22 protein-coding genes are annotated in these 22,553 nt (G+C 52.1%); 8 read left to right on the plus strand and 14 right to left on the minus strand.

What is annotated here, in order from left to right; genetic code table 11:
- Window positions 1-28 precede the first annotated feature (28 nt).
- Both CEK71_RS12605 and CEK71_RS12610 read right to left on the minus strand, forming a co-directional pair.
- A complete protein-coding gene (locus CEK71_RS12605) occupies window positions 29-805 on the minus strand; it encodes a DEAD/DEAH box helicase (RefSeq protein WP_232463635.1) in 777 nt (258 codons plus the stop codon).
- Window positions 802-1,002: a hypothetical protein gene (locus CEK71_RS12610; RefSeq protein WP_198328205.1), complete on the minus strand. Its 201-nt coding sequence runs from the start codon at window positions 1,000-1,002 to the stop codon at window positions 802-804. Before CEK71_RS12610 ends, CEK71_RS12605 begins: the two co-directional genes overlap by 4 nt.
- 82 nt (window positions 1,003-1,084) lie before the next feature.
- Here CEK71_RS12610 and CEK71_RS12615 point away from each other — a divergent pair, with 82 nt between their 5' ends.
- From CEK71_RS12615 to CEK71_RS12635, 5 genes are all read left to right on the plus strand, one after another.
- Window positions 1,085-2,746, plus strand: a complete 1,662-nt coding sequence (locus CEK71_RS12615) for a tyrosine-type recombinase/integrase (RefSeq protein WP_088619722.1) — start codon at window positions 1,085-1,087, stop codon at window positions 2,744-2,746.
- A 275-nt stretch (window positions 2,747-3,021) separates the two neighbouring features.
- The gene (locus tag CEK71_RS12620; protein WP_088619723.1) at window positions 3,022-4,617 is read left to right on the plus strand and encodes an alkaline phosphatase; all 1,596 of its coding nucleotides are present in this window, start codon (window positions 3,022-3,024) and stop codon (window positions 4,615-4,617) included.
- A gap of 131 nt (window positions 4,618-4,748) precedes the next feature.
- Window positions 4,749-5,459 carry a hypothetical protein gene (locus tag CEK71_RS12625; RefSeq protein WP_088619724.1) on the plus strand — a complete coding sequence of 237 codons (711 nt, stop codon included), beginning with the start codon at window positions 4,749-4,751 and terminating at the stop codon, window positions 5,457-5,459.
- 156 nt (window positions 5,460-5,615) lie between these two features.
- Window positions 5,616-6,395 (plus strand): pentapeptide repeat-containing protein, encoded by a 780-nt coding sequence (locus tag CEK71_RS12630; RefSeq protein WP_088619725.1) that lies wholly within the window; start codon window positions 5,616-5,618, stop codon window positions 6,393-6,395.
- Window positions 6,396-6,405: 10 nt separating this feature from the next.
- A complete protein-coding gene (locus CEK71_RS12635; RefSeq protein ID WP_088619726.1) occupies window positions 6,406-7,527 on the plus strand; it encodes a methyltransferase domain-containing protein in 1,122 nt (373 codons plus the stop codon).
- Between the two features lie 173 nt (window positions 7,528-7,700).
- Here the strand turns inward: CEK71_RS12635 and CEK71_RS12640 are convergent, their stop codons facing one another.
- The 5 genes from CEK71_RS12640 to CEK71_RS12660 form a co-directional block, all read right to left on the minus strand.
- Window positions 7,701-8,201, minus strand: coding sequence for a hypothetical protein (locus CEK71_RS12640; protein WP_088619727.1), 501 nt, complete (start codon window positions 8,199-8,201; stop codon window positions 7,701-7,703).
- Between the two features lie 411 nt (window positions 8,202-8,612).
- A complete protein-coding gene (locus CEK71_RS12645; RefSeq protein ID WP_198328206.1) occupies window positions 8,613-10,526 on the minus strand; it encodes an adenylate/guanylate cyclase domain-containing protein in 1,914 nt (637 codons plus the stop codon).
- Window positions 10,513-11,163: a methylamine utilization protein gene (locus CEK71_RS12650; protein ID WP_232463636.1), complete on the minus strand. Its 651-nt coding sequence runs from the start codon at window positions 11,161-11,163 to the stop codon at window positions 10,513-10,515. Before CEK71_RS12650 ends, CEK71_RS12645 begins: the two co-directional genes overlap by 14 nt.
- Before the next feature lie 12 nt (window positions 11,164-11,175).
- Window positions 11,176-12,069 carry a hypothetical protein gene (locus CEK71_RS12655; RefSeq protein WP_088619729.1) on the minus strand — a complete coding sequence of 298 codons (894 nt, stop codon included), beginning with the start codon at window positions 12,067-12,069 and terminating at the stop codon, window positions 11,176-11,178.
- A 127-nt stretch (window positions 12,070-12,196) separates the two neighbouring features.
- Window positions 12,197-13,666 (minus strand): sigma-54-dependent transcriptional regulator, encoded by a 1,470-nt coding sequence (locus CEK71_RS12660; RefSeq protein ID WP_088619730.1) that lies wholly within the window; start codon window positions 13,664-13,666, stop codon window positions 12,197-12,199.
- A gap of 145 nt (window positions 13,667-13,811) precedes the next feature.
- On the opposite strand from CEK71_RS12660, the gene CEK71_RS12665 reads away from it, so the two are divergent.
- Entirely contained in the window at window positions 13,812-14,492 is a 681-nt protein-coding gene (locus CEK71_RS12665) for a PspA/IM30 family protein (protein ID WP_088619731.1), read from the plus strand.
- A 1-nt stretch (window position 14,493) separates the two neighbouring features.
- Window positions 14,494-15,804, plus strand: coding sequence for a hypothetical protein (locus CEK71_RS12670; RefSeq protein WP_198328208.1), 1,311 nt, complete (start codon window positions 14,494-14,496; stop codon window positions 15,802-15,804).
- A 171-nt stretch (window positions 15,805-15,975) separates the two neighbouring features.
- Here CEK71_RS12670 and CEK71_RS12675 read toward each other — a convergent pair whose 3' ends face one another.
- From CEK71_RS12675 to CEK71_RS12705, 7 genes are all read right to left on the minus strand, one after another.
- Window positions 15,976-16,560: an AAA family ATPase gene (locus CEK71_RS12675; RefSeq protein WP_198328210.1), complete on the minus strand. Its 585-nt coding sequence runs from the start codon at window positions 16,558-16,560 to the stop codon at window positions 15,976-15,978.
- Window positions 16,561-16,906: 346 nt separating this feature from the next.
- Window positions 16,907-17,677 (minus strand): Crp/Fnr family transcriptional regulator, encoded by a 771-nt coding sequence (locus CEK71_RS12680; RefSeq protein WP_088619732.1) that lies wholly within the window; start codon window positions 17,675-17,677, stop codon window positions 16,907-16,909.
- Between the two features lie 590 nt (window positions 17,678-18,267).
- Window positions 18,268-18,423 (minus strand): hypothetical protein, encoded by a 156-nt coding sequence (locus CEK71_RS22645; RefSeq protein ID WP_157679205.1) that lies wholly within the window; start codon window positions 18,421-18,423, stop codon window positions 18,268-18,270.
- Between the two features lie 132 nt (window positions 18,424-18,555).
- The gene (locus CEK71_RS12690) at window positions 18,556-19,986 is read right to left on the minus strand and encodes an FAD-binding oxidoreductase (RefSeq protein ID WP_198328213.1); all 1,431 of its coding nucleotides are present in this window, start codon (window positions 19,984-19,986) and stop codon (window positions 18,556-18,558) included.
- The gene (locus tag CEK71_RS12695) at window positions 19,946-20,521 is read right to left on the minus strand and encodes a BON domain-containing protein (protein ID WP_088619734.1); all 576 of its coding nucleotides are present in this window, start codon (window positions 20,519-20,521) and stop codon (window positions 19,946-19,948) included. Before CEK71_RS12695 ends, CEK71_RS12690 begins: the two co-directional genes overlap by 41 nt.
- Window positions 20,522-20,530: 9 nt before the next feature.
- Entirely contained in the window at window positions 20,531-21,115 is a 585-nt protein-coding gene (locus tag CEK71_RS12700; protein ID WP_088619735.1) for an SIS domain-containing protein, read from the minus strand.
- Between the two features lie 14 nt (window positions 21,116-21,129).
- Window positions 21,130-21,495: a YraN family protein gene (locus tag CEK71_RS12705; RefSeq protein WP_088619736.1), complete on the minus strand. Its 366-nt coding sequence runs from the start codon at window positions 21,493-21,495 to the stop codon at window positions 21,130-21,132.
- A gap of 139 nt (window positions 21,496-21,634) precedes the next feature.
- On the opposite strand from CEK71_RS12705, the gene rsmI reads away from it, so the two are divergent.
- The gene (rsmI, locus tag CEK71_RS12710) at window positions 21,635-22,489 is read left to right on the plus strand and encodes a 16S rRNA (cytidine(1402)-2'-O)-methyltransferase (RefSeq protein ID WP_088619737.1); all 855 of its coding nucleotides are present in this window, start codon (window positions 21,635-21,637) and stop codon (window positions 22,487-22,489) included.
- The last annotated feature ends 64 nt before the right edge of the window (window positions 22,490-22,553 follow it).

Raw genomic sequence — 22,553 nt, forward strand, 5'->3', positions numbered from 1 at the left:
CCACCAAGTTTTTGCCCGCCTGCTCATATTAGCCTTCCATAATCGTTTGTTTATTCAGGGCAATCAGTTCCTTAAATGCCTGATTGTCGAGCTTGGTCAACCAGCTTTCATCATTACCGACAATACTCTCGGCCATTTTTTGCTTATCGCTGATCATTTGGTCAATACGTTCCTCCAATGTCCCCAAGGTAACAAACTTATGTACGAAGACATTCTTTTGCTGGCCGATACGGAAAGCCCGGTCGGTGGCTTGGTTTTCCACCGCCGGATTCCACCAACGGTCAAAATGAAAGACATGGTTGGCTTGCGTTAAAGTGATACCGACCCCGCCCGCTTTCAGAGACAGGATAAACACCGCCGAGCCGTTGTCGGGATTTTGGAAATCGGCAACCATCTGCTCACGCTTGCTACGCTGGGTACCGCCATGCAGATAATAGGTCTTATAGTGCTTTTCACGGCTCAAATAACGGTTTAACTGCCCGCCTATTTCGGTGAACTGGGTAAATACCAGCACACTGTCGCCCTCCGCCATCGCCTCTTCGAGCATTTCGCCGATACGCTCCAGCTTATGCGAACGCTCCGGCGTAAACGCACTGCCGTCCTGCAAAAACTGCATGGGGTGGTTGCAGATTTGTTTCAGCTTCAGCAAGGTCGATAACATCAATCCTTGGCGTTGGATGCCTTCGGCCTCGTCCAATTGCTTGACCACATCCTTAACGACCGCCTCATACAAAGAAGCCTGCTCCTTGCTTTGGACAAAGTCTTGAGTGTCTTTAGGTAGCCACATACCATGTATTATGTTCATACCAGACACCACTTCTTCTTATATTTGTTGCCGTTACTGCCAGTAAAAACGGCGTTTTTGGCTGGGTAATTATTCATTTTAGGAACCGAATGCGCATGAGTCTCTAATGTTCTTCTGTCGTCTTCATTATCGCCCATAATAAACAGCGACTGTTTGTTATAGGGATGACTTTTTAAAGTGTCGCGCCAGTTTCTCATTATCTCCCAAGCCTGCTGTAACTGGACATCCCCAGAGATAAACCACATAATCTTAACATGCCCTATCCCCTATTCTACCGTTATGACCCAAGCCTTATTAAACCTAGACGAATTGGCCTTGCTACGCGGCTGGCTACACGGCTTGCCGATGGAAGCTTTAGCAGATTTTTGCGGCGGCGACTCCCCCGCCCCCATTATAGAAGAATGCCGCACCCGACTCATCCTAAAAGCCCGCCGCCTCCAGATGGCTTGGGGAACTGGCTGGCTGGAACGTGGCTTACCCGCTGACCCGCTAGCGTTGGCCTTAAGGCGGATAGATGTAGTGCAGGCAGCAGAGGACATCGTACCGGGCACCGCCCAGCCCTTGGCCTACTGGTTGCGCGATAACTGGTTGGACAAACTCGCCCCGCTCAACCTCGTGACCGTCGCCGATTGGCAACAAGCCTATCAAGCAGCGGTCGGCAAAACCTGGTGGGATGACATCGCAGGCCTAGGCTCAGTCACCGCCAAAGCCATAGAGACGGAACTGGCGGGGCATTTCCTAGGGCTATTGGTAAAAGCCAAACCACCCGTGGCGGTGATTGCCTACCAAACCGCCATTGTGCCTTTGGCGCACTTTCTCGTCCCTGGAGCCATGGACGGCAGCGCAGGCAATAACCGTTCGCCCCACAGCCCGTTCATCCCCGCCAGCGACGATTACCAAGCCCTACAATGCTGGCTGGCACGGCTGGCACCGGACAGCCACACCCACCGCAGCTATCGGCGCGAGGCCGAACGCTTACTGTTATGGACGGTACTGGTCAAACACAAAGCTTTATCGTCACTAGACATGGTCGATATGGGCGACTACCGCTTATTCTTAGCCGACCCGCAACCTGCCCACTTGTGGGTCGGCGCACCGCAAAAAAAAGGCCACGGGGCTTGGAAGCCTTTCACCGGCCCGCTATCGTTGCGCAGCCGCCGCCTGAGCGAAACTATCCTCAATAGCCTGTTCACCTTTTTAGTCAACCAACATTATTTACTGCATAACCCTTTGCAGGCCTTGCCGAAACTGAAAAACCCCAACAGCAACCGTCCCCTCGACATCCACCGCTCGTTTACTGAAGAACAATGGCAGTTGCTGAGCGGTTTTCTTGACCGCAGCCAAGCCCTTAGTGACGGTACGGAACAATTGAAATGGCTGCGTACCCGCCTGCTGGTGCAATTGGCCTACACGACCGGACTGCGCCTACATGAATTGGCCAACGTCACCCTCGGTGATATTGAAATCCGCCAACGCCAAGGTCAGACCCAATACTGGCTTACCGTACTGGGTAAAGGCCAAAAACTGCGCGAAGTCCCGCTACCCTTATCATTATATAGCTTAATGCTCGACACTTATCGGCAACTCACCGGCACCCCCTTAGGCCGCGCGGCCCCAGACAGCCCACTCATCCCACCCTTACGCGGCCCAGACAGTAACTGCCTGACCCCGTTGGCAATCCATAAAATTGTCAAAGAAGCCTTTACCTTAGCCGCCGACCATCTGGCGGCAGCACACCCCGAAACGGCGGAAAAACTGCGCCAAGCCAGCACTCACTGGCTACGGCACACGCACGGCTCCCTCGCCGTCGACAGGAACATCCCGCTGACCATGATCCGCGATAATTTAGGCCACAGCAACATCGCCACTACTTCCTACTATGTCCATGCCGACGACGATGCCCGGCACGGCGCTTTTGCCGAAGGCTTCGGGGCAGATTAGTGCTTTTACCCGCCCAGTTAAAGCTTAATAAACCCCGTCCATATTGAAAGCCGTAGTTTCAATGGACAGTCGAGGATTAACCTGCAACGCCCTTAAGTTAAACTACAGATTTCAAAATGGACAGGGTATATCCCGCTTTTTAAATGGGTAGACGGTAAATTGTCACAAAATTTTAACCATCCCTTAATATTTCCTACTTGTTAAGTTCCTACAATGGGCAATGGAAGGCCATAGCTGCCTGCCTACATACCATACTTAAAACACTGGGAAAACTTATGAAACTGAAAATCTCTACATTAGCCGTTGCCGCTGTATTGTCAGCCGGCACTTCGCTGGTTAGCCATGCCGCAACGCCTAATTCGTTCCCTGCTCCAGCGTCAGACCGTACCACTTGGTTTAACGCCGGTAAAGCGACTGTCGATAAAATTGCCGCGCAAAAACCATTGCCAGGTAAAGCGAAAAACGTCATTCTGTTTGTTGGCGACGGCATGGGCATCTCCACCATCACCGCAGCGCGTATTTTGGCAGGCCAACAGCCTAACATCATTGATGCCACTAACACGACCCCAGGCAGCAGCGGCGAAGAAAATTCCTTAAGCTTCGAGTTATTCCCTAACTTGGCTTTATCAAAAACATACAGCGCCAACCAACAAACGCCTGATTCCGCGCCGACTATGACCGCTATGGTCACTGGCGTAAAAACACTGGACGGCGTATTATCGCTAGACCAAGATGTTACCCGCGGCAACTGCGCCACTGATACCAGCACCCACAAACTGCAAACCGTTTTAGAAATCGCCGAGAAATACGGCAAAGCTACCGGTATCGTTTCTACTGCGCGTATCACCCACGCCACCCCAGCGGCCAACTACGCCCACACCCCAGAACGTAACTGGGAAGCTGACGCTAACCAACCAGCGGGTTGCGCAGTACCTGACATTGCCCGCCAATTGATCGAATTCAACACTGGCAACGGTATCGAAGTCGTTTTAGGTGGTGGCCGCGATTATTTTAGACCTAACACCTCTGTTGACCCTGAATATTCAACAGCCAAAGGCAAACGTAAAGATGGCCGTGACCTGACCGCTGAATGGACAGCCAAATACGGCGCCAACAGCAGCTACATCTGGAACCAAAGCCAATTCAACAACATTAACACCACCACTACCACCCATTTGTTGGGCTTGTTTGAACGTTCGCACATGCAATATGAAGCCGACCGTTTAGCTGACACCGCAGGCGAACCTAGCTTAGCGGAAATGACCGACAAAGCGATCGGCATTTTGTCAAACAACAGCAAAGGCTTCTTCCTGCAAGTTGAAGGTGGCCGTGTTGACCACGCCCACCATGCCGGCAACGCTTACCGCGCTTTGACTGACGCAATTGCCTTGTCAAACGCTGTGCAAAAAGCCGTTGATACCCTGACTGCCAGCGGCGAAATCGACAACACCCTGATTATCGTTACCGCTGACCACAGCCATGTATTCACAATCGGCGGTTACCCACAACGTGGTAACAACATTTTGGGTAAAGTGATCGATCCAGGCGCGTCTGCTTATACTTTGGCTTCTGACAGCGCCCCTTACACCACCCTGTCTTATGCTAACGGCTTAGGCTACCACGTTGGCGTAGCAGGCGACGACGTTTACAGCACCCCCGTACAAATTGGCCGTTTCACCAATATGAGCGCGGTTGACACCACTGATGCCAACTTCCACCAAGAAGCCACTGTACCATTGGCAGGCGGCGAAACCCACGCGGGTGAAGACGTTGCCATTTTCGCCAAAGGTCCAGGCGCTAACCTGTTCCAAGGTATTGTTGAGCAAAACGTGATCTTCCACGTCATCAACAAAAAAATGAAATTGCAATAAAATCCCCTCCCTAGCAAGGCATCATGCCTTACATTTAAGGATATAATTTAGCTGGATGCCCTACGGGGGTGCGCAATGCACCCCCCGTTTGTTTCTGGCATCCGCCTTTTCAATGCGCTCAGGAACTTGTTATGAAAAAACTGCTCATCCCCTCCTCACTCCTTTTGCTGACCGCCTGCGCCAGCACCGCCCCTACCTTGCCGGACGGACTCGCCGCCCTCACCAACCCCAGCACCTTAAGCTGCCGCTTCACCAAGCAAAGCGACGCCGACCCAAAAACCCCTGCAACTAACTGGTACTTTTGGCGACAAGCGCAACGCACCGAAACCCGCGACGAACGCTCTAACCAAGGCGAAATCTGGCAAAAAATCAAGGGTGAACAATTCTTTTACACCCGCCTTTTTTACAATGAACAAGTTGCCCTAGACTTCATGCCAAGCGACTTAGCCGCCATCGGCAACAAAGTATCCTGGTCGCAGCTGACCTCGTTAGTCGATCCCGACAGCTTAGGCAAAACCTTAGCCCTGCAAAACAAAGCCACCGTTAACGGCATGGCCGTCGAATCCTATAGCGGCACAATCAACGGTGTCGGCACCGAAGTCGATTGGTTACCCGCCCTCAAACTACCCGCACGGCTTGTTAAAAAACAAGCGCAAGGCACACTCTCACTGACCTTGGCGGAATGCTCGCCAACGCCGCAACAAACCGTAAAACCCATTAGCGAAAACGAACTGAACGCTATGCGCCATTTGGACTATACCGATTTGGGCGATATGGAAACCGATCCTATGGCACAACACCTTGAGCAACTCATGGGCGACCACCACCACGATCACCATTAGCCCCCCATCACCAAGCATTGGTTTGCCCGCGCGTCTGTGCAAGCCTGCGCCGACAAACCAAACTCGCCTGCCCAATCTATTGCAATAATCCAGAACTGGGGCTAAAGTTCAATGTCTATCCACTGGCATTCAACCGATTAACCTGGAGCATTGTGCATGAAGATTACCCCTTATTGGCTGGGTTTGGCCTTAGCCATCATCGCCCTCCCTGCCACAGCCGCCGACCTGAGCCGCGCCGAAGTCGAACAACGGCTGGCCAAAGCCGACCCGCAACACCCTGCCGACTTGCGCCGCAAAGACCTGACGGGCGTGGACTTATCCAACCTTAACTTCACCCACGCCGACTTATGGGGCGCCGACTTACGCCGCGCCAACTTCAGCAACAGCGACCTGTCCGGCCTCAACCTGGATTTAAGCGTCATGTCTAAAATCAACCTGTCCGGGGCTAATCTTGCTAATACCAGCATCTTCGGAGTCCATATCGGCGGCGCCGATTTAAGCCACGCCAATTTAAGCGGTAGCCGCTTCATCGCCAACCTCGACCGCTCCAATTTAAGTTACGCCAACCTCAGCCATGCCAACTGGGGCGTGGATATGCAAAACCAGCCGATGGGCTTAATGCGGGTCAGCCTAAACAATGTCAACTTAACCGGGGCTAACCTCAGCCATGCCAATCTGAACCGCGCCCTGATGCGTTATGCCAATTTACAAGGCGCGACCCTGAGCAACGCTAACCTGTCCGGCGTGGATTTATCCGGCGCAGATTTAAGCAACGCCAATCTGACGGGCGCGGATTTGTCCAGTTGCCTATTGGAAGACACCAATTTTTCCGGTGCCGATTTGGCAGGGACACATTTTTCGGGTATGACAGATAAAAACCGCCTCAAAGGCTTTAGCACCAGCAAACACGCTGACGCGGCCATCTTTAAAGATTAAGGACACCACCATGACGATAGAAACCAGCGTCTTAGAACGGTACTCTGCCGGGGCGCAAAGCGTCCAAGCTGACTTATGCTGTCCGGTCGATTACGACCGCAGCTTATTGGCACTGTTGCCTCAGGAAATCATCGACAAAGATTACGGCTGCGGCGATCCCTCGCGTTATGTCAAAGCGGGCGATGTGGTACTGGACTTAGGCTCCGGTTCCGGCAAAATTTGCTACATAGCGGCGCAATTAGTGGGCGATACAGGCAGGGTTATCGGTGTCGATATGAACGACGACATGCTGGCGCTGGCGCGTCAATACCAAGCCGAAATGGCCGAAAAACTGGGGTCTGACCGGGTGACGTTCCTCAAAGGCCAAATCCAAGACCTCGCCTCCGACTGGGCGGCACTCAACACCTATCTGTCGCAACATCCGGTCAGCAGTGCCGAAGACCTGCTCAGCCTACGCGCTTGGCAAAGCCAACAACGCCAAACCGCACCGTTGATTAAAGACAACTCCGTAGATTTAGTGGTCTCCAACTGCGTACTGAACCTGGTACACGACAGCGACAAAGCCCAACTAATCCGCGAAATATTCCGCGTCGTCAAACCCGGCGGACGGGTGGCGATCTCCGACATTATCAGCGACGAACGCGTCCCCGCACATCTGCAACAAGACCCGCACCTATGGAGCGGCTGCATCTCCGGGGCATTACAAGAACACGACTTTTTGGAAGCCTTCATCAAAGCCGGATTTATCGCCGTCAGTTACGACAAATGGGAAAGCCAACCCTGGCAAGTGGTCGAAGGCATAGAATTCCGCGCCGCCACCATCACCGCCATCAAACCGGCGGGCAATGTCTGCACCGACAAAGGCCACGCCGTCCTCTACCGTGGCCCCTATTCAGAAGTCTACGATGACGAAGGCCATGTCTATTACCGGGGCCAACGCATGGCAGTGTGTGAGCGCAACTACCAACTCCTGACCAGCGGCGCCTACGGCAGCGACTTTATCGGCATAAGCCCCGCGCAAGAACAACCCGGCAAACCCTGGGACTGCGCCACCGGCACCCTACGCCCCGTCAGCGCAACTAAAAACGGTGTACATGAGGATAAATGCGCACCTGGGGGCGGCTGTTGTTAATGCCAAAGCTCTCAGTATAAAACCTACAACCATTAGCAAAATCAAGGCAAAAAAAGGGGTACGCCAACATGGAATACCCCGTTATGCACAGAAAATCTGGGCATCTTCGCTACAATACCTTAAAGCCTGTGGCGATTAACTGGCCGCATAACGCGGCTGGCAGGGAGGTTAGCCTAAATGCGGTTATTAAAGAACTGCACGACCAATCTAGGCTGAAACGCATAACTGCCATCGCCAGCATACTCATGCCATCCCACTAAACGATAATTAACCGTTTGCCCCGCTGTACAAGCATCAACACGTTGTATAAAAGACGGTATGGCCGAATTATGGGTTGTAACGTTGAATACGATACTGTTGTAATGGTTAGGGTCAGCGGCATAAGGCGCTGTGTTATCCAGAGTGATACTGATGCCGCCTTGGACGACACCCAGCGTGTCCCCGGCTTTAGGGGTCAACAGAATACCGGCACTACCCGCTGCAACCAAATAACCGGCTTCCGGGCAAGTGACAGTAACTTTGCCTAAGTTTGTGGTGTTTGAAAAGTCCGTGGTCGTGATCGGCACGGATTTTGTTGATTGGTAGTAATCAAAATCGCCCGCTAAAAGCGATTGGCTAATGCCCAAACCCAAACAAAGGGCAGAAAATAATACAGTGTGTTTAGTCAGTTTCATGGTCGTTTTCCTCTTAGAGATAAAATAGTTATTCTTCAATATGAACAATATTTGCTCTTCAAATATCGAAAATAATAATAACCTGTTGATACTCCATAAAAAAGTAAATACCGCACAGCACCCCCAGCAATTATGACCCTACCCTAATGCGTAAACAACACAACGAAGGCACAGGGTTTAAGTATTGCCGATAAACCTTACAGTAGCTATAGTAATCGGGCAGAGATAGCTTTAGTCGCTTTTTAGTAACCAGGACTTCTTTTGTGAGTCATATTCCTATACCTATACTATTTAATATACTTAAGTTTTTTCAATCTCTAACGCTTCACTCACAAATTTATAGGTGAATTTAACTAACGCCCACATATCAAAAACGGCAAGTATCCACCAGAAAAAGAACCCCATTACTTCTCACTTAGCCAAATCATAAACCCCATCAAACCCCACCCTGCCCCCATCGCTTACCAACTCCGCAATCCGCCGCAAATACAACGCACTAGCCGCATCCTGATACTGCTCAACCAATGCACCAAACATCACCTGCGCCTGTTGGAACTGTTGCCCACGAAAAGCCGCCAAAGCCTCGGCGAACCCCGAACACAACTGCCGTTGCCGGACGCTTAATTGCTTATGCTCGGCGATCACCTCATAAACGGCGACGGGCTGTTGTTTGCCCTGTACCCTGACCTTATCCAATTCCCGACAGGCGAACAGGCTGCTGACATGCTGGTAGGTGAATTCGGAAATCAAAATCCCGCTGCCGTAGTATTTGTTCGCCCCTTCCAAACGTGCCGCCAAATTGACCGTATCGCCGATCATCGTGTAATCCAAGCGGTCAATAGAACCGATATTGCCGACTACCGCCGGCCCCGTGTTGATGCCGACGCGCATAAACAGCAAGGGCAAGCCGCGCCGTTGCCAGTCCTCGCGCAAATCCTGCAAAATCCGCTGCATGGCTAACGCGCAAGCCACGGCTTGCTGGGCGTGGGCGGTATCGGTGACGGGTGCGCCCCAAAACGCGACGATGGCATCGCCGATGAATTTGTCTAGCACCCCGGCATGGGCACTGATGGCGGCACTCATTTCAGTCAGGTAGCCGTTCAGCAAGGCCACCAAGTCTTGCGGCGACAGTTGTTCGGAAATATTAGTAAACCCCGCCAAATCGGTGAACAGCGCAGTGATTTCGCGGGTTTCGCCACCCAGCACCAGTTCATGGTTAAGCAATTCTTGGGCAACCACGGGCGAGACTACTTTACCCAACAAAGTGCGGATTTTTTCCTTTTCCAACAATTGCGTGCCCATTGAATTAAAAGCCAAACCCAATTGTCCTATTTCATCGGTGCTGTCAATTTGCACTTGATGGCGGTAATCGCCCTGGCCGATGGCTTGCACCCCCTGCGCCAAAATCTGTACTGGCTTGCTGACGGATTTGGCCAACCACGCCGCCGCCAAACTGGCCAAGCCGATGCTAAATAAGGCAATGACCAACAATAGCCACTGCAAGCGGTAAAAGTTTTCTAGGGCTTTAGACCAGGGGCGTTCAATCAAGGCGACTAATTTACCGTCGGCTTGCTGCTCTAAAGTCACCAATCGGCTGAGATAGCGTTCTTGCCCGGTATGCCAAAAAAAGCCGTCGCTCTGGACAGGGTATAAGGGCAGTTGTTGTGGTGTCGGGGCGGGTAAGGTGGTCGCGTGGACTTGCAGGGTTTGGCCGTGTTCGCTTAACAAACTGATTTCCACTTGAGTCAATTGCTTAAGCTGCGCCAAGACTGGGTTATCAACCAAAAACCCCAGGCACAGCCAAGCAATCGGCTCAGGGGCTAATATCGGCACCACAATCACTTGGTAAGGCTTTCGCCCGACCAGCATCAAGCGGCTGGCCATGCCCTCGCTTTCGGCCTGCTCCAGCAACGCCGGAGAGAAAAAAGCCTGTCCGGCCTGTTCCGGCCTTAAGGTGTCGATTTTTACGGTATGGTCCAACGCCACCAAAAAAGCGGCATCGGCTTGGGCGCGGGCACTTAAATTGATTAACGCCGAGGTGATGGTGTCATGGTCTTGGGTAGCGATCACCCGCTTAAACGCATAATCGCTGGCTAAAGCCGTAGCCTGTTGGCTTAAATCTTGGCTGCGTTCACTCAGCAGCCGCAAAAACACCCGCTCCGTCACCACTAACTCATGGCGGATAGTTTCTTCCGTGTTTTGCCGGAAAATATGGTTAACCACCGCAAACACCCCCGCCAACACTAGCAGCAACAAGCCGATGATGTAAAACAACAAGCGGCTGCGGAAGCGGGTAAAGTGCCGGAACCGCTTAACGGTAGCCAATATTAAGGCCGAGTTCCGTCGGCAAGCGGATCGCCCGGACATTTTTTTTCAAATTCATGGTCAGCGTTAGTCCGGCATTATGGGGGGTATTGGCCGCAATAGTTAAGGTATCGGGAGTGAGGCTTTTTAACTGCGGATGCCAAGCGGACAACACATAATCAGCACCATCAGGCAATTCAAGCCTGGCGATGCCGTGGCTGTCGGTCAGCGCAAAAAAGGGGCTGTCCACCACCAACACATAAGCCGACATCCAATCATGGATATTGCAGCCTAAGTTGACGACCCCGGCCTTGTCAAACACCACCGGTTTGGCGGGCGAGCCTTGGTAAAGCGGCAGCTCAAAAACTTTAGCCGCCGAAAAAGAATAGACATGGTGGCGGATTTTGTCATGATTGGGGAATGACACGGGGGTTCCCGTCCTGACCACCGTCAAATGGTTGACAAATTCCTTGTCAATCTGGTCAATGATAATCTCTTTAGGCTTGGCAGGTTTAGGGGGCGACGTTTGCGAACTGACATACACCGCCGCCTGGGCAATCGGGTCGCCGTCATTATCGGTTACCTTAACCTGCCAAGTTTCTGCTTGGGCCACGCCCCACAATAAACCTAAAATCACCAGCAGCCGTTGGGTTTGCATAAGTCACTCGCCTCAATAACTGTAATGGATGCTGAATTGGACTTTATGGTTAGCATAACTCGCCCCTAAAGCTTGCGTCTCTATATAACTGTAATTTAACGCAGTCGCCGCATGTCCGCCCAATAAGGCATAACTTAGCCCCACATTATAAGTGTCGGTGTTGCCGTAGGCGCGATAAATCCAACCGGGCAGCGCGTCATCATCGCCAATGCTGCGCACTTGATCCAACACGGCGGGCGAGAAACTGCTCTCCGAATTATTGCTGACAATGTCGCCCCAGCGGTGGTTATAACCCAAATTCAATTGCATCCGCCCATTAACGGCAATATTACTGCCCAGTTCAACAGTATGCCCTTTGATGTCAAAAACGGAATGAGGGTAATCCTTACGCCTGATATTGGCCCTGGCGGCGTTGCGGTCATCGAAACGGTAGCCCATATAAAGTTGCTGGAATTCGCCGTGCCAAAAAGACAGGCGCAGCCCCGCCGTCAACTGGTTGCCGGAGCGCAATTGGCTGTCGGAAAAAATTTCCCCATCCGCCACATCTAAGCGCAACATTGGGGCTTGCTGGCCTAAGCCAAACTTATGGGTCAGCACGCCTTTGCCGCCGACACTGTATTGGTTAAGCTTCTGGAAGTTCTCGTGAGTCTCGCCGTTCCATTCCAACGTGGTATATAGCCGTGAATAGTTATCTAACTGATAAGCCCGGCCACCCGATAACAAGCCTTTGCCAATAAAATCGTCCAATTGCGAGGCGGTAAAAAAAGACTGGTTGATATTGCTGTCAAACTCGCCCACCGCCGCCGCATCGGCCAACCACTCTACCCATTCGGCGCGGCCAGCCGGGGTATGTAAGGCGGTGGCAGATAATATGATGGCAAAGATCAGCGGCGGTATTTTACGCATGGAAGAAGCCCGTTAATGTCAGTCTGCTAACGTTATATCATAAAAACACCCGCCTTTGAACGCTTCTTTACAACGGTATTTCTGCCTGATAAGACGCACTGCCCGACCTGCCCTTTGCCAAAACACCTTACCCATCCGATTCCATATATTTCTTTACCGTCCGCCTATCAAGCCCGGCAATTCTAGCGACCGCCTCAAAGCTATCCAACTGGCCGTATAAAAATCGGCAGTAGTTTTGCATCAACTGCTGTGCCGAAAGGTATCCGCCATCGGCTGCCCGAAACCCGGCCTCAGCGGCACTAACCGCCGCCGCTAATGGCGTGGCCTGATACGTCCCGGTCAGGCATATACGCCGTACACATTGCTCCAATTCCCTGACGTTACCCGGCCAAGGATAATCCGCCGGTACGGTTGCACGGATTTTGCTTTCAATATGGGCGACCAGCCCGTCATCGGGTGTAGGTATGACACGCCGTAACAAACGAGCGATCAGCCCCGGCAATTCGTTAGGGTTTTCGCGTATCCGCTGGCTTAAGGAAGGCAAGATAATGACATCGGAACACAGGCGGTAATAGAGGTCGGCCCGAAACAAGCCTTGTTCCAATAACTGCCCGATAGGGCGGTTGGTCGCGCTAATCACCCGCCCTTCAAAACGGTGTTTTTCGTGGCTACCCACCGGACTGTAGACCCGCTCTTGGATAACATTCAATAGCTTGACTTGAATCGTGGCATCAATATCGCCGATTTCATCAATAAACACCGAACCATGCTTGCTGCATTTGGCGAACAAGCCCGGATGGTTGTCAATCGCCCCAGTAAACGCGCCTTTCTTATGCCCAAACAATTCCGATTCCAGCAAACCCGTGGCATATTCCGATAAATTGATGGCCTTAAAAGAGGCGGAAAAACTTTCGACAAACCGCCACGCCGCCAGATCAAAAGGGATATAACCCGAACACCCCACCGCTTTCGCCACCAAACTCTTACCCGTTCCGGTCTCGCCCAACAACAGCAAAGAAAAATCTTCCATGCGGCCACAAAGATAATTCAGATACCACGCCGGATTAAAAGTAAAAATGTTATTCCACAGCCGCATCCGCAATTCATAAAGTGCCGGGCAATCGCCTGAAACCGTTTCATCAATAAACGTAAAAGCCCGCTGCACCTGAAACAACAAGGCGATATAGTGCGCGGTTTCGGGCGGATTAAACCCCGCTTGCTCAAATTCGCCCATCAACTCACGCGCAAACGCCAGCTCAATCGCCTTATCCCCCGCTTGTTTTTGGGCGTTAATATGCCCGTTGAAACGCTGCCGATAACGGTGGAAGACATAAAACAACCACGCCAAGCGCAGGTTTTCTTCGGTTTTACCCTGATAATGGCGAATATCAAAAACCGCTTGCCGCTCCAGCGCTTTAAATTCCCTGTCCAGCTTGGCCTCAATCAACTGAAGGCGGTCGGCAAACCCCAAGCCTTCCGGTGCTAGCCCTAACACTTCCCAATCGGCTTTTTCCCGCTCCAACCCAAACGGGTTCAAAAATACCAGCCCGGCAACTTTCGCAAAAAAAGCTGCCTGTTCCGCTGTTAATATGTACATTTTTTGTTTTCCATGTCAGCATATTTTGTAAAAAAATTATAGCCAAAGCCAATAAAAAAATCTATCCAATTGTTTTTTAATAACTAAAAACATGGCATCTGTCTTGCTTTAAGCATTACAACCCCAAATGTAACAGGAACACACCATGAACAGCTTAAAGCGACTTTTTATCTCCTTGAAATCCCAAGTCGACGTTATTGTCGATGACTTTGAAAACCATGAGGCCGTAGCGGGCGTAGCCATTAAAGAGTTGGAAGAATGGCGGGGTAAAACCCGCATCCATCAACACCGCCTGCAAACCCTGATCGGGCAATTCGAGGCAAGTTTAGCCGAACTGCATAAAGAAGCCGACACTTGGGCGGCGCGGGCAATCAAAACCAAAGAGACAGACCAGCCAAAAGCCTTAGAATGCGTCAAGCGTATGGTCAGTGCCCAGCAACAAATCAAAACCTTGGAAACCCAACTCCAGAACGCCCAAAGCCAACACGCCCAATTAGCCGCCGACCTCAACACCGTCCAAACCCGCTTACAGACGCTGAATACCCAAAAAGCCGTATTTGCCGCCCGACAAAACCGCCTCCACTTACAAACCGCCTTAAAAAGCGGCGACAGCAATCCGCTCGCGGAAGCACAAAAAGTTTTTAACCGCTGGGAAGAAGCCATCACCGGGGCGGAATGCGGCTACCCCGATCCCATCAGCCAAGACCATTTTGCCGATGCCTTCGTCCAAGCCGAGGAAACTCTAGAGCTGAACAGAATTTTAGCGGCATTAGCCGCCCAAACCACCCCATCTGCCCCTAAAGCCGATGCCGGACAGGAGCATTAACATGTACGCCTATAAACTTGACAGCAACCCAGAACCTATTTCGGACACGGCAACCCACCCGCCCGCGCTTGCGACACAAATCATCGGCTACCTACGCTGGGCAGGCACCGGGCTGATCGTCATTTCCGCCATTGGCTTTATGCTGCAAAGCCGCGCCGATTTGTTGCCCGCTTACCGCTATTGGATAGGCTTAGGCCTCACCTTACTATTGTGCGCGGGCGGTATGATCTGCCGTTACGGACTTAAAGAAACGACCGGGGCGAGGATTTTCTTTGCCTTAGGCGTGGCGTTTTTACCCGTGCAAGTGTCGCAAGTCAGCGCCATGCTCTATGCCTTTAGCCAAGGCAGCTTGGCATTGCAACTGCCCTACCATTGGCTACAATTTGGCAATGTCAGCCCCTTTTTAATCGCGGCCGATTTTATCATCACCGTTTTGTTATTGGTGTTGGTCGGTTACGCGGGCTTTGCCATGCTGGCGAGGCGACAAGTCAAACGCTTGCTACAGGCCTTATTATTGGGCAGCTTTTTGTTACTGTTGCCCGTTCGGGATGCTTATTGGCCACCCATACTCATCACCCTGTTATTCTTCGCGCTCCGGGCAGTAGAACAGCAATTAAGACAAGACAGTACCCTGCGGTTAGGTGAAGGCCTAACGGCGCGGGTTCTGCTAAGCCTGCCGTTATTGATCTTGATCGGGCGCAGCCTGCTGCACCCGGCTTCCTGTTTACTGGGCATCGTGCTGGCGTTTATCACAGCGGTCATCTGTATCCTTGACCTTAAACACTATACCAAGTCCGCCAGCATTATCGACGCTGGCCAATTTGTCGGCACCTTAGCCGCCTTACTGGCTTGGCTCAACGTCACCGACACACTGCTCGGTTTAGGCTACCAGCACTACGGATTATTGTTACCCGCCGCCTTGCTGCTCTTCATTCTGTCGATGTATGTCGACCGCTATTCTGCCACCTACCGCCTCTTGGGTGCGGTATTGGCTTGCGGTTTAATCACGGGCAGCTTATTGGACGGGCAAGCCTTCGCGCCCTTATTAGCCTTAGCGACAGGCCTCAGCCTCAGCGTGGTAGGCTTAAGATACCACGAAAAAGTACCGTTTTTCGCCGGGCATCTGTGTTGTTTAGGCGGGGTGTTATTTTATTGCGGTTATGCCATCGACGCTTACCAGCAAGCCCCGTGGTTAAGCACCATCGGCTTAGGCCTGGCCGTACTACTGGCGGCATCGTATTTGGAAAAACGCCAACAGCATATTATCAGAAAAGTGGACGCTTACTGGCATGAGCTGCAAAGCTGGGGGTAAATGCGGGAGCGGGTCGCCATGCTTCTGTGCTGGCTTGGTAATCCGCTTGTAAGGCAAAAATAGCTATAAAGGCAAACGACAGGCTATTGTGCAATGGCTGAAGACCATTGCACTCCGTTCGGCGCGGCCTCTCTGGTGGAGTGCAAAGGTCTTTAGCCTTTGCCGAGGGCTTTAGAAATACCTACCCTTACCATTCAGGACGGCCTCTCCGATCAGGTTTTTCGACCAAATCTCCCCCATGCCATAATTGTCAAACCAATGCTCGAGCGCCTTTTTATCAGGCCTTTTAAACGTAGACACGCCTTTTTGTTGATCCACGACAATAAAATCTTCGGGTTCAAACTGATTGGCAAAGGCTGCCGATTGCGTCGAACAAATGACCTGGCTTGTCTTTGCCGCAGCTTTGACCATTTCAGCCAGCACATTCAAAGCCGCAGGATGCAAACCCAATTCCGGTTCATCAAGGACAATCGTTTTGGGTTGGGACATTATTGGCTGAAGAAATAATACTGCCAGACAAATGAAACGGGCCGTACCATCTGAAAGCTGATTCGCAGAAAAAGGCGTATCATAGTCAACATGAGTCCATCGCAATAAAAGGAATTCGTCGCCTTTCTCGCCCCTAGGTTCAAGGTAGAAGTCATGAAAAAACGGGGCAACCGTTTTAATGGCTGAAATAATCTCTTGATAACGGGTCGAGAAATGTTTTCTCAGATACAGAAGGAATGGCGCTAAATTGCTGGCATCCGCATCCAAATAAGTAACTGTGAACGGCCAAGTATTCGGCTTTTACAATTCACCGTAGGGTACGCTGTACCCTACCAAAAAACCGAAAACTTGACCGTTTGAAGTATACATCCGTTCTTGACGCGGATTTACTGAGCAGACTCGCCTCATTGACGGTATATTGTCAAATATCAATCCTGGGCAATTTTAATGGTAAGTACAGACTAATGACTGAAATAGGCCAATTGCGGACAGCTACGTTACCGTCATGAGTGACTGCACTTAAACGGATAGCTGCCTGACAGTTTGCTAAATATGCTTTTTCAAAATCTGCACCCTTTGTCCTTAAGTACACTTTTTATTGATGTTTCACTGCCTACAGCGTTGGAAGCGTCGCAGTGGGGATGGCATCGGTATTCGTAATCACTCGGCGCTGCGGCAGGTAATCAAGGAGCAAATCTGTTTCCTTCTTGACCACGCTATAACACTCGCAACTCAGAGCTTCAAGCTTTGGTCGGTCAAGCACCTTGATCAATCCGCGCGAATATGAAATCACGCCTAGCTGCTGCAATTTTAATGCGGCTTGGGTAACACCTTCGCGGCGAACGCCGAGCATGTGGCTGATGAATTCCTGAGTCATGGTCAAGTGATTGTGAGACAGGCGATCTATGGAAAGCAGGAGCCAACGGCAGAGCTGCTGGTCGATAGAATGGTGCCGATTGCACACTGCGGTCTGAGAGATTTGCGTGATCAAGGCCTGAGTGTACCGGAGCATTAGCATCAGCAACTGGCCGTGGCGGTTAAACTCCTCTTTCACCCGCAGTCTGGGGAGTCGATATGCGTAACCGGCGCTCTGTACCATCGACCGGCTCGGAGTGCTCTCGCCGCCCAAAAACAAAGTGATACCTAGCAACCCCTCATTGCCCACCACAGAGATCGCGGTCGATGCCCCGTTTTCCATCATATACTGCAACGAAACTATGGAGTCGGTGGGAAAGTAAACATGGCGCATGGGACGCCGGGATTCATATAGGAGCGCACGCAAAGGCAGTGGCACCAGTTCCAGGTACGGGAACAAGCGGCTTTGAACGTCAGGCGACAAAGCCGCCAAAAGATGATTGTGTTGCGGCTGTGGTTTGACGGACATTTCGGCGTTTTTGGAACGGAGTAGTTAACAGGCTGTTAAGATTCGATACAGGATGGTATAAGTATAGCTAATCCGATATAAAAAGATGTCCTGTAACCGCCCCAGTGAAGAGGTCGTCAACGGAACATCGTGCTTGGTTGCGGATGGATTTAAGCTGTGCCCATTTGTGTTCGATAGGGTTAAGGTCTGCCTTGCTTGGAACGAAAGCACCGTAACCCGCCCAGACAAAAGACATCGGCAAGGGGGTTGCTGAACTTCCATAAAAGGAAGAAAAAACATTGTTTCTGAACAGAATTTCCTTAACTTAATGGCAGTGAGGGTACAGCGTACCCTACCAAAAAAACCGAAAACCTGGCCGTTTGAAGTATATTTACTCCGCCCGCATCGCCCAACCAAAACCAAGCGTTTCAATTCTGCCTTCAAAATCGCCCAGGCTGGAATTTTGTGGCAGGCTGCAAGCTGGCTTGGGCATCATGCAGGCCGAGGCTTGACGCAAAAACTGTCAGTCTTGATAGGCGTGGTTTTTGACAAACTCCAGCAACAGCGCGTAGCCTTCCTGTTGGTGGTGGTATACCGAGAAGATCAGGCGGTCACGCTGGTTTAACCGCGCCCGAGACAAATTGTCCCCAAACTTTTTTCACTTCCGCCGATTTAAAATCATCGTCCTCCTCCTCCAAGTATTTTTTCAGCTTGGCAAAGCCTGGGATGGTTTTGGGGTTGAGTTCGTTGTAGATCAGGACTTTCATGGGCGTGTTTTTCTGTAAACGGCTATGCGCTGGATAATGATTAGGTTAACAGCGTTTATCATTGCAAGTTATTTAATGATAAGGAGTAAACGCCCCGTTTGTTTTTCTGGATAACATCAAGTTTCAACCTTCCTATCCTAAAGGCAACATTTTCCCCGCATTCAATATCCCCTTAGGGTCAAACTGCCGCTTAATCGCCCGCATCAGTTCTAGGGAGTTGGCATCCAGCTCCCTATCGACAAAATCACGTTTTTCCAAGCCCACACCATGTTCGCCGGATAGTGTGCCGTTGAGTTTTAGTACCAGCGAAAAGACTTCATCCAAACACTGGTGTGCCCTCGCACTTTGTTCGGGGTCGTCGGGGTTGAGCAGGAGGTTGACGTGGATGTTGCCGTTGCCGGCATGGCCGAAGTTGATGATGGGCAGTTGGTATTGTTTAGACAATTCATCCAAGCCTGCTATCAGGGTGGGGATTTCGGTGACGGGAACGACCACGTCTTCGTTGATTTTTTTCGGGGCGACTTTGCGCAGGGCAGGGGAGAGGGCTTTGCGGGTTTGCCACAAGGCTTGCACTTCTTCGCGGGTTTGCGCGACGCGGATGTCTAACAGGCCGTCATTCTTGGCACTGTCGGCGACTTTTTGCGCGGCGCTGTCCAGACCTTCGCGTTGCCCGTCGACTTCTATCATTAAAATTGCCCCGGCATTTTCGGGCAGGTCGCAAGTGGAGTATTGGCGGATCATGTTAATGGCGTTGCCGTCGATAAATTCCAAGGCGCAAGGCACGACGGGTTGGGCCATGATGGCGGCGACGGCTTTGGCGGCGGCGAATACGTCTTGATACACGGCGCGGAGGGTTTTGGTGGCTTCGGGCAGTGGCGTAAGCTTTAGGGTGGCTTCGGTGATGATGGCTAACGTGCCTTCCGAGCCGATAATCAGCCGGGTCAAGTCGTAACCCACCACGCCTTTGCTGGTGAACACGCCGACGCGCAGGTCTTTGCCTGCCCCAGTGACGGCGCGTAGGCCTAGGGTGTTTTCCCTGGGGGTTCCGTATTTGACGGCTTTAGGGCCGGCGGAGTTGTAGGCGAGGTTGCCGCCGATGCTGCAAAATGCCGCGCTGGTCGGGTCGGGGGGCCAGAAGAAGCCGTGGGCTTTGACGATGTCCTGTACTTGTTGGTTGGTGATGCCGGTCTGGACGCGGATGTAGCGGTTGTCGGGCGAGAATTCCAGTACTTGGTTCATGCGCTCCAGCGATAATACCAAGCCGCCTTGCAGCGGCACGGTGGCACCGGTGGTGCCGGTGCCACGCCCGCGTGCAGTTAGCGGGATATTGAACTGGTTGCAGGCTAACACGGTGGCAACGACTTGCTCGTGGCTGGTCGCAAAGGCCACGGCTTGCGGCAGGACATGGCGGCGGCTGTTGTCGTAGCCATACGTCCAGCAGTCGGCGGGGGCGGTGAGCAATTCGGCGGCGGTAAAAATGTCCGCTAAGGCCGCCAGAAAGCTGGCGGGTAACGGCGCTTGCTCAGTCGAGGTATTCAAAGACGGTGATGATTTGTTTGACATTGGGTTGGTATCTGACCAAGTTGATGACGACTGTCCCTTCGTTGCGGTGGACTTTGCCCATGAGGTAAACCACGCCTTGTTCGGTGTAGGCTTTGACCATCGTAGGGCTAAAGCCGTTGAGGGTGCGGATTTTGTCCAGGGCGGCGCGGACGTTTGCCGCCAATTGCGCATCATTGGCCCGCGAGCTTAAGTCGCTGGGCGGGGCAATGGTGATTTTGTTATAGACGATTTTTACGTCGTCCACTGAGCGGACAAGGTTGACGGCTTTGGCCCTAAGGGCTTCGCTGGGGGCTTCGCCTGTCAGTAAGGCCGCGCCGTTGAAGGCGTGGACGTTGATATGGGTTTGCGCCAGCAGTTCTTTATCGCCACTGAGTTCGTCGAGGCTATCGGCTTCGATGCTGCGGTCGGTGATAATTTGCGCCCGGCTACGTCGGCCTTGGGCGAGTTCGCGGGTGATTTCGCTTTCGTCAATCGGGGCGGTGACGCAGCCGTTCAGGATCAGCAGTCCGGTCAGTAACAGGAGGTATTTGTTCATGGTTGCTCCTTAGCCAAATAATTGCTGGTCGATTAAATCGCACAGGCAATGGGTGATCAGAATGTGGATTTCTTGGATGTGGGCGCGTGAGCTGGAGGGGACGCGGATTTCTATGTCCAACTCGTGCAGTAGCGGCGACACCATGCCGCCGTTGTGGCCTGTTAAGGCCAGCACCGAGATGTCTTTGTCATGCGCCACGGCAATGGCTTTACCAAGGTTGGCGGCGTTATGGCTGTCGCAGTAGACGACCAGAATGTCGCCGCTTTGCCCTAGGGCACGCAGTTGTTTGGCGAAGATTTCGTCAAAATGGTGGTCGTTGGCGATGCCGGTTAAGGTGACGGCATCGCTGCTCAGGGCGATGACGGGTAAAGACGGGCGGTCGCGCTCATATTGGTTGAGCAGGGCCGAGGACAGCAGTTGCGCACTGGCGGAGGAGCGGCCATTGCCGCAGGTGAAAATTTTTCTGTCATTCAATAGGCTGGACACTAGCCGCTGCGAGGCGTATTCGATCAGTTCGCAGAGGTTGCCCATGGTGTCTTGCTGGGCTTGGATACTGTCCGAGAAATGGTTGATGATTCTGTCTTGTAAGCTCATGGAATTCTGTTGGGTTAAAAAGCGTTTTTTATCCAGTCCAACTGCCCGTCACCGGACAGGGCGACCACATCAAAGCGGAGTGGGCAATTACTTTTGTGGGTCGCTAAATAGACGTGTGTTGCCGCTATTATACGCGATTGCTTGGCGGTTGTGACGCTCTCTAGGGCACTGCCGTAGCGGGCATTTTTGCGGAAGCGGACTTCGGCAATCACCAGGGTGTCCCGGTCGGTCATGACTAAGTCCAGCTCGCCGTAGCGGCAACGGAAATTACGGCAGACCAGTTGCAGGCCGTGTTGTTGCAGATGCGCTAAGGCTTGCTGTTCGGCCTGTTCGCCGCGCAATAGATGCGGGGCTTTGGTCTTGCCGAGATTAAACAGCATGGCAAACCACCAGCGAAGTCCGGCAGATGGCGGTGATGCTGTTATAATCGCCTGTTAGGCCGTGCGGATATGGCTTGTTATCATTGCGGCGCGTAGTCATAACGTAGGTGGCGTGCCTTGAAAAAGTGGAGAATTGCGAATGGTCAATCAATGCGGCAAATTATACGTTGTTGCGACACCGATAGGTAATTTAGGCGACATCAGTTTTCGGGCCGTCGAGACCCTCAAGCAGGTCGATCTGATCGCAGCGGAAGATACCCGCCATGTCGGCATGTTATTGCAGCATTATGGGATTAGCAATAAGCGGGTGTCTTTGCATCAGCACAATGAGGACAAGGCTTCGCAAGTGTTGTTGGAAAAGCTACAAGCGGGGCTGTCCATTGCCTTGGTGTCAGATGCCGGAACGCCGTTGCTAAGCGATCCGGGGATGCCGTTAGTAAAATTGGTGAAGGAGGCGGGGCTAGACGTTGTGCCTATCCCTGGCGCGTGTGCCTTGATTGCGGCGCTGTCGGCGGCGGGTTTGCCGGTCAGCCAATTTACGTTTGAAGGCTTCACACCCCGAACTTCATCGGCACGGAAAACGTTTTTTAGCGAACGGGCTTTAAGCCCGGTCACCTGGGTGGTTTATGAATCCAGCCACCGTATCTTGGCCTGTTTGCAAGATATGGCGGCGGTGTTGCCTTTGGATAGGGAGATTGTTATTGCCAGGGAGTTGACCAAGCTGCATGAGACGATTGTCAAAACCACATTGGCGAAGGCGTTGGCGTTGGTCGAAAGCGACGAGAATATGCGCAAGGGCGAGTTTGTGGTGATTGTTGATGGGGCGGTGATCGACAAATCTGAGCAAGAGCTGAGTCCTGAGCACTTGCGGATATTGGCTGTTTTGCTGAAGGAATGCTCGATTAAGACTGCCGTGGCGTTGGCGGTTGAGATTACCGGGGTGCGGAAGAAATTGTTGTATCAAGCGGCGTTGGCTATGCAGGGAGAAGCTTAAGCTGAAGGCTTTGCCCCGCGCGTAGCCGTTTTGTATCGGGCTTTATCGGCACTTATTTGCGTTT

This window comes from Methylovulum psychrotolerans, from assembly GCF_002209385.1.
GTDB lineage: Bacteria > Pseudomonadota > Gammaproteobacteria > Methylococcales > Methylomonadaceae > Methylovulum > Methylovulum psychrotolerans.

Bases quoted from the DNA above. Each gene is read 5' to 3' on its own strand.
- CEK71_RS12605 (WP_232463635.1), bottom strand. From the start codon at position 805: ATGAACATAATACATGGTATGTGGCTACCTAAAGACACTCAAGACTTT.
- CEK71_RS12610 (WP_198328205.1), bottom strand. From the start codon at position 1,002: ATGAGAAACTGGCGCGACACTTTAAAAAGTCATCCCTATAACAAACAG.
- CEK71_RS12615 (WP_088619722.1), top strand. From the start codon at position 1,085: ATGACCCAAGCCTTATTAAACCTAGACGAATTGGCCTTGCTACGCGGC.
- CEK71_RS12620 (WP_088619723.1), top strand. From the start codon at position 3,022: ATGAAACTGAAAATCTCTACATTAGCCGTTGCCGCTGTATTGTCAGCC.
- CEK71_RS12625 (WP_088619724.1), top strand. From the start codon at position 4,749: ATGAAAAAACTGCTCATCCCCTCCTCACTCCTTTTGCTGACCGCCTGC.
- CEK71_RS12630 (WP_088619725.1), top strand. From the start codon at position 5,616: ATGAAGATTACCCCTTATTGGCTGGGTTTGGCCTTAGCCATCATCGCC.
- CEK71_RS12635 (WP_088619726.1), top strand. From the start codon at position 6,406: ATGACGATAGAAACCAGCGTCTTAGAACGGTACTCTGCCGGGGCGCAA.
- CEK71_RS12640 (WP_088619727.1), bottom strand. From the start codon at position 8,201: ATGAAACTGACTAAACACACTGTATTATTTTCTGCCCTTTGTTTGGGT.
- CEK71_RS12650 (WP_232463636.1), bottom strand. From the start codon at position 11,163: ATGCAAACCCAACGGCTGCTGGTGATTTTAGGTTTATTGTGGGGCGTG.
- CEK71_RS12655 (WP_088619729.1), bottom strand. From the start codon at position 12,069: ATGCGTAAAATACCGCCGCTGATCTTTGCCATCATATTATCTGCCACC.
- CEK71_RS12660 (WP_088619730.1), bottom strand. From the start codon at position 13,666: ATGTACATATTAACAGCGGAACAGGCAGCTTTTTTTGCGAAAGTTGCC.
- CEK71_RS12665 (WP_088619731.1), top strand. From the start codon at position 13,812: ATGAACAGCTTAAAGCGACTTTTTATCTCCTTGAAATCCCAAGTCGAC.
- CEK71_RS12670 (WP_198328208.1), top strand. From the start codon at position 14,494: ATGTACGCCTATAAACTTGACAGCAACCCAGAACCTATTTCGGACACG.
- CEK71_RS12680 (WP_088619732.1), bottom strand. From the start codon at position 17,677: ATGTCCGTCAAACCACAGCCGCAACACAATCATCTTTTGGCGGCTTTG.
- CEK71_RS22645 (WP_157679205.1), bottom strand. From the start codon at position 18,423: ATGAAAGTCCTGATCTACAACGAACTCAACCCCAAAACCATCCCAGGC.
- CEK71_RS12690 (WP_198328213.1), bottom strand. From the start codon at position 19,986: ATGTCAAACAAATCATCACCGTCTTTGAATACCTCGACTGAGCAAGCG.
- CEK71_RS12695 (WP_088619734.1), bottom strand. From the start codon at position 20,521: ATGAACAAATACCTCCTGTTACTGACCGGACTGCTGATCCTGAACGGC.
- CEK71_RS12700 (WP_088619735.1), bottom strand. From the start codon at position 21,115: ATGAGCTTACAAGACAGAATCATCAACCATTTCTCGGACAGTATCCAA.
- CEK71_RS12705 (WP_088619736.1), bottom strand. From the start codon at position 21,495: ATGCTGTTTAATCTCGGCAAGACCAAAGCCCCGCATCTATTGCGCGGC.
- rsmI (WP_088619737.1), top strand. From the start codon at position 21,635: ATGGTCAATCAATGCGGCAAATTATACGTTGTTGCGACACCGATAGGT.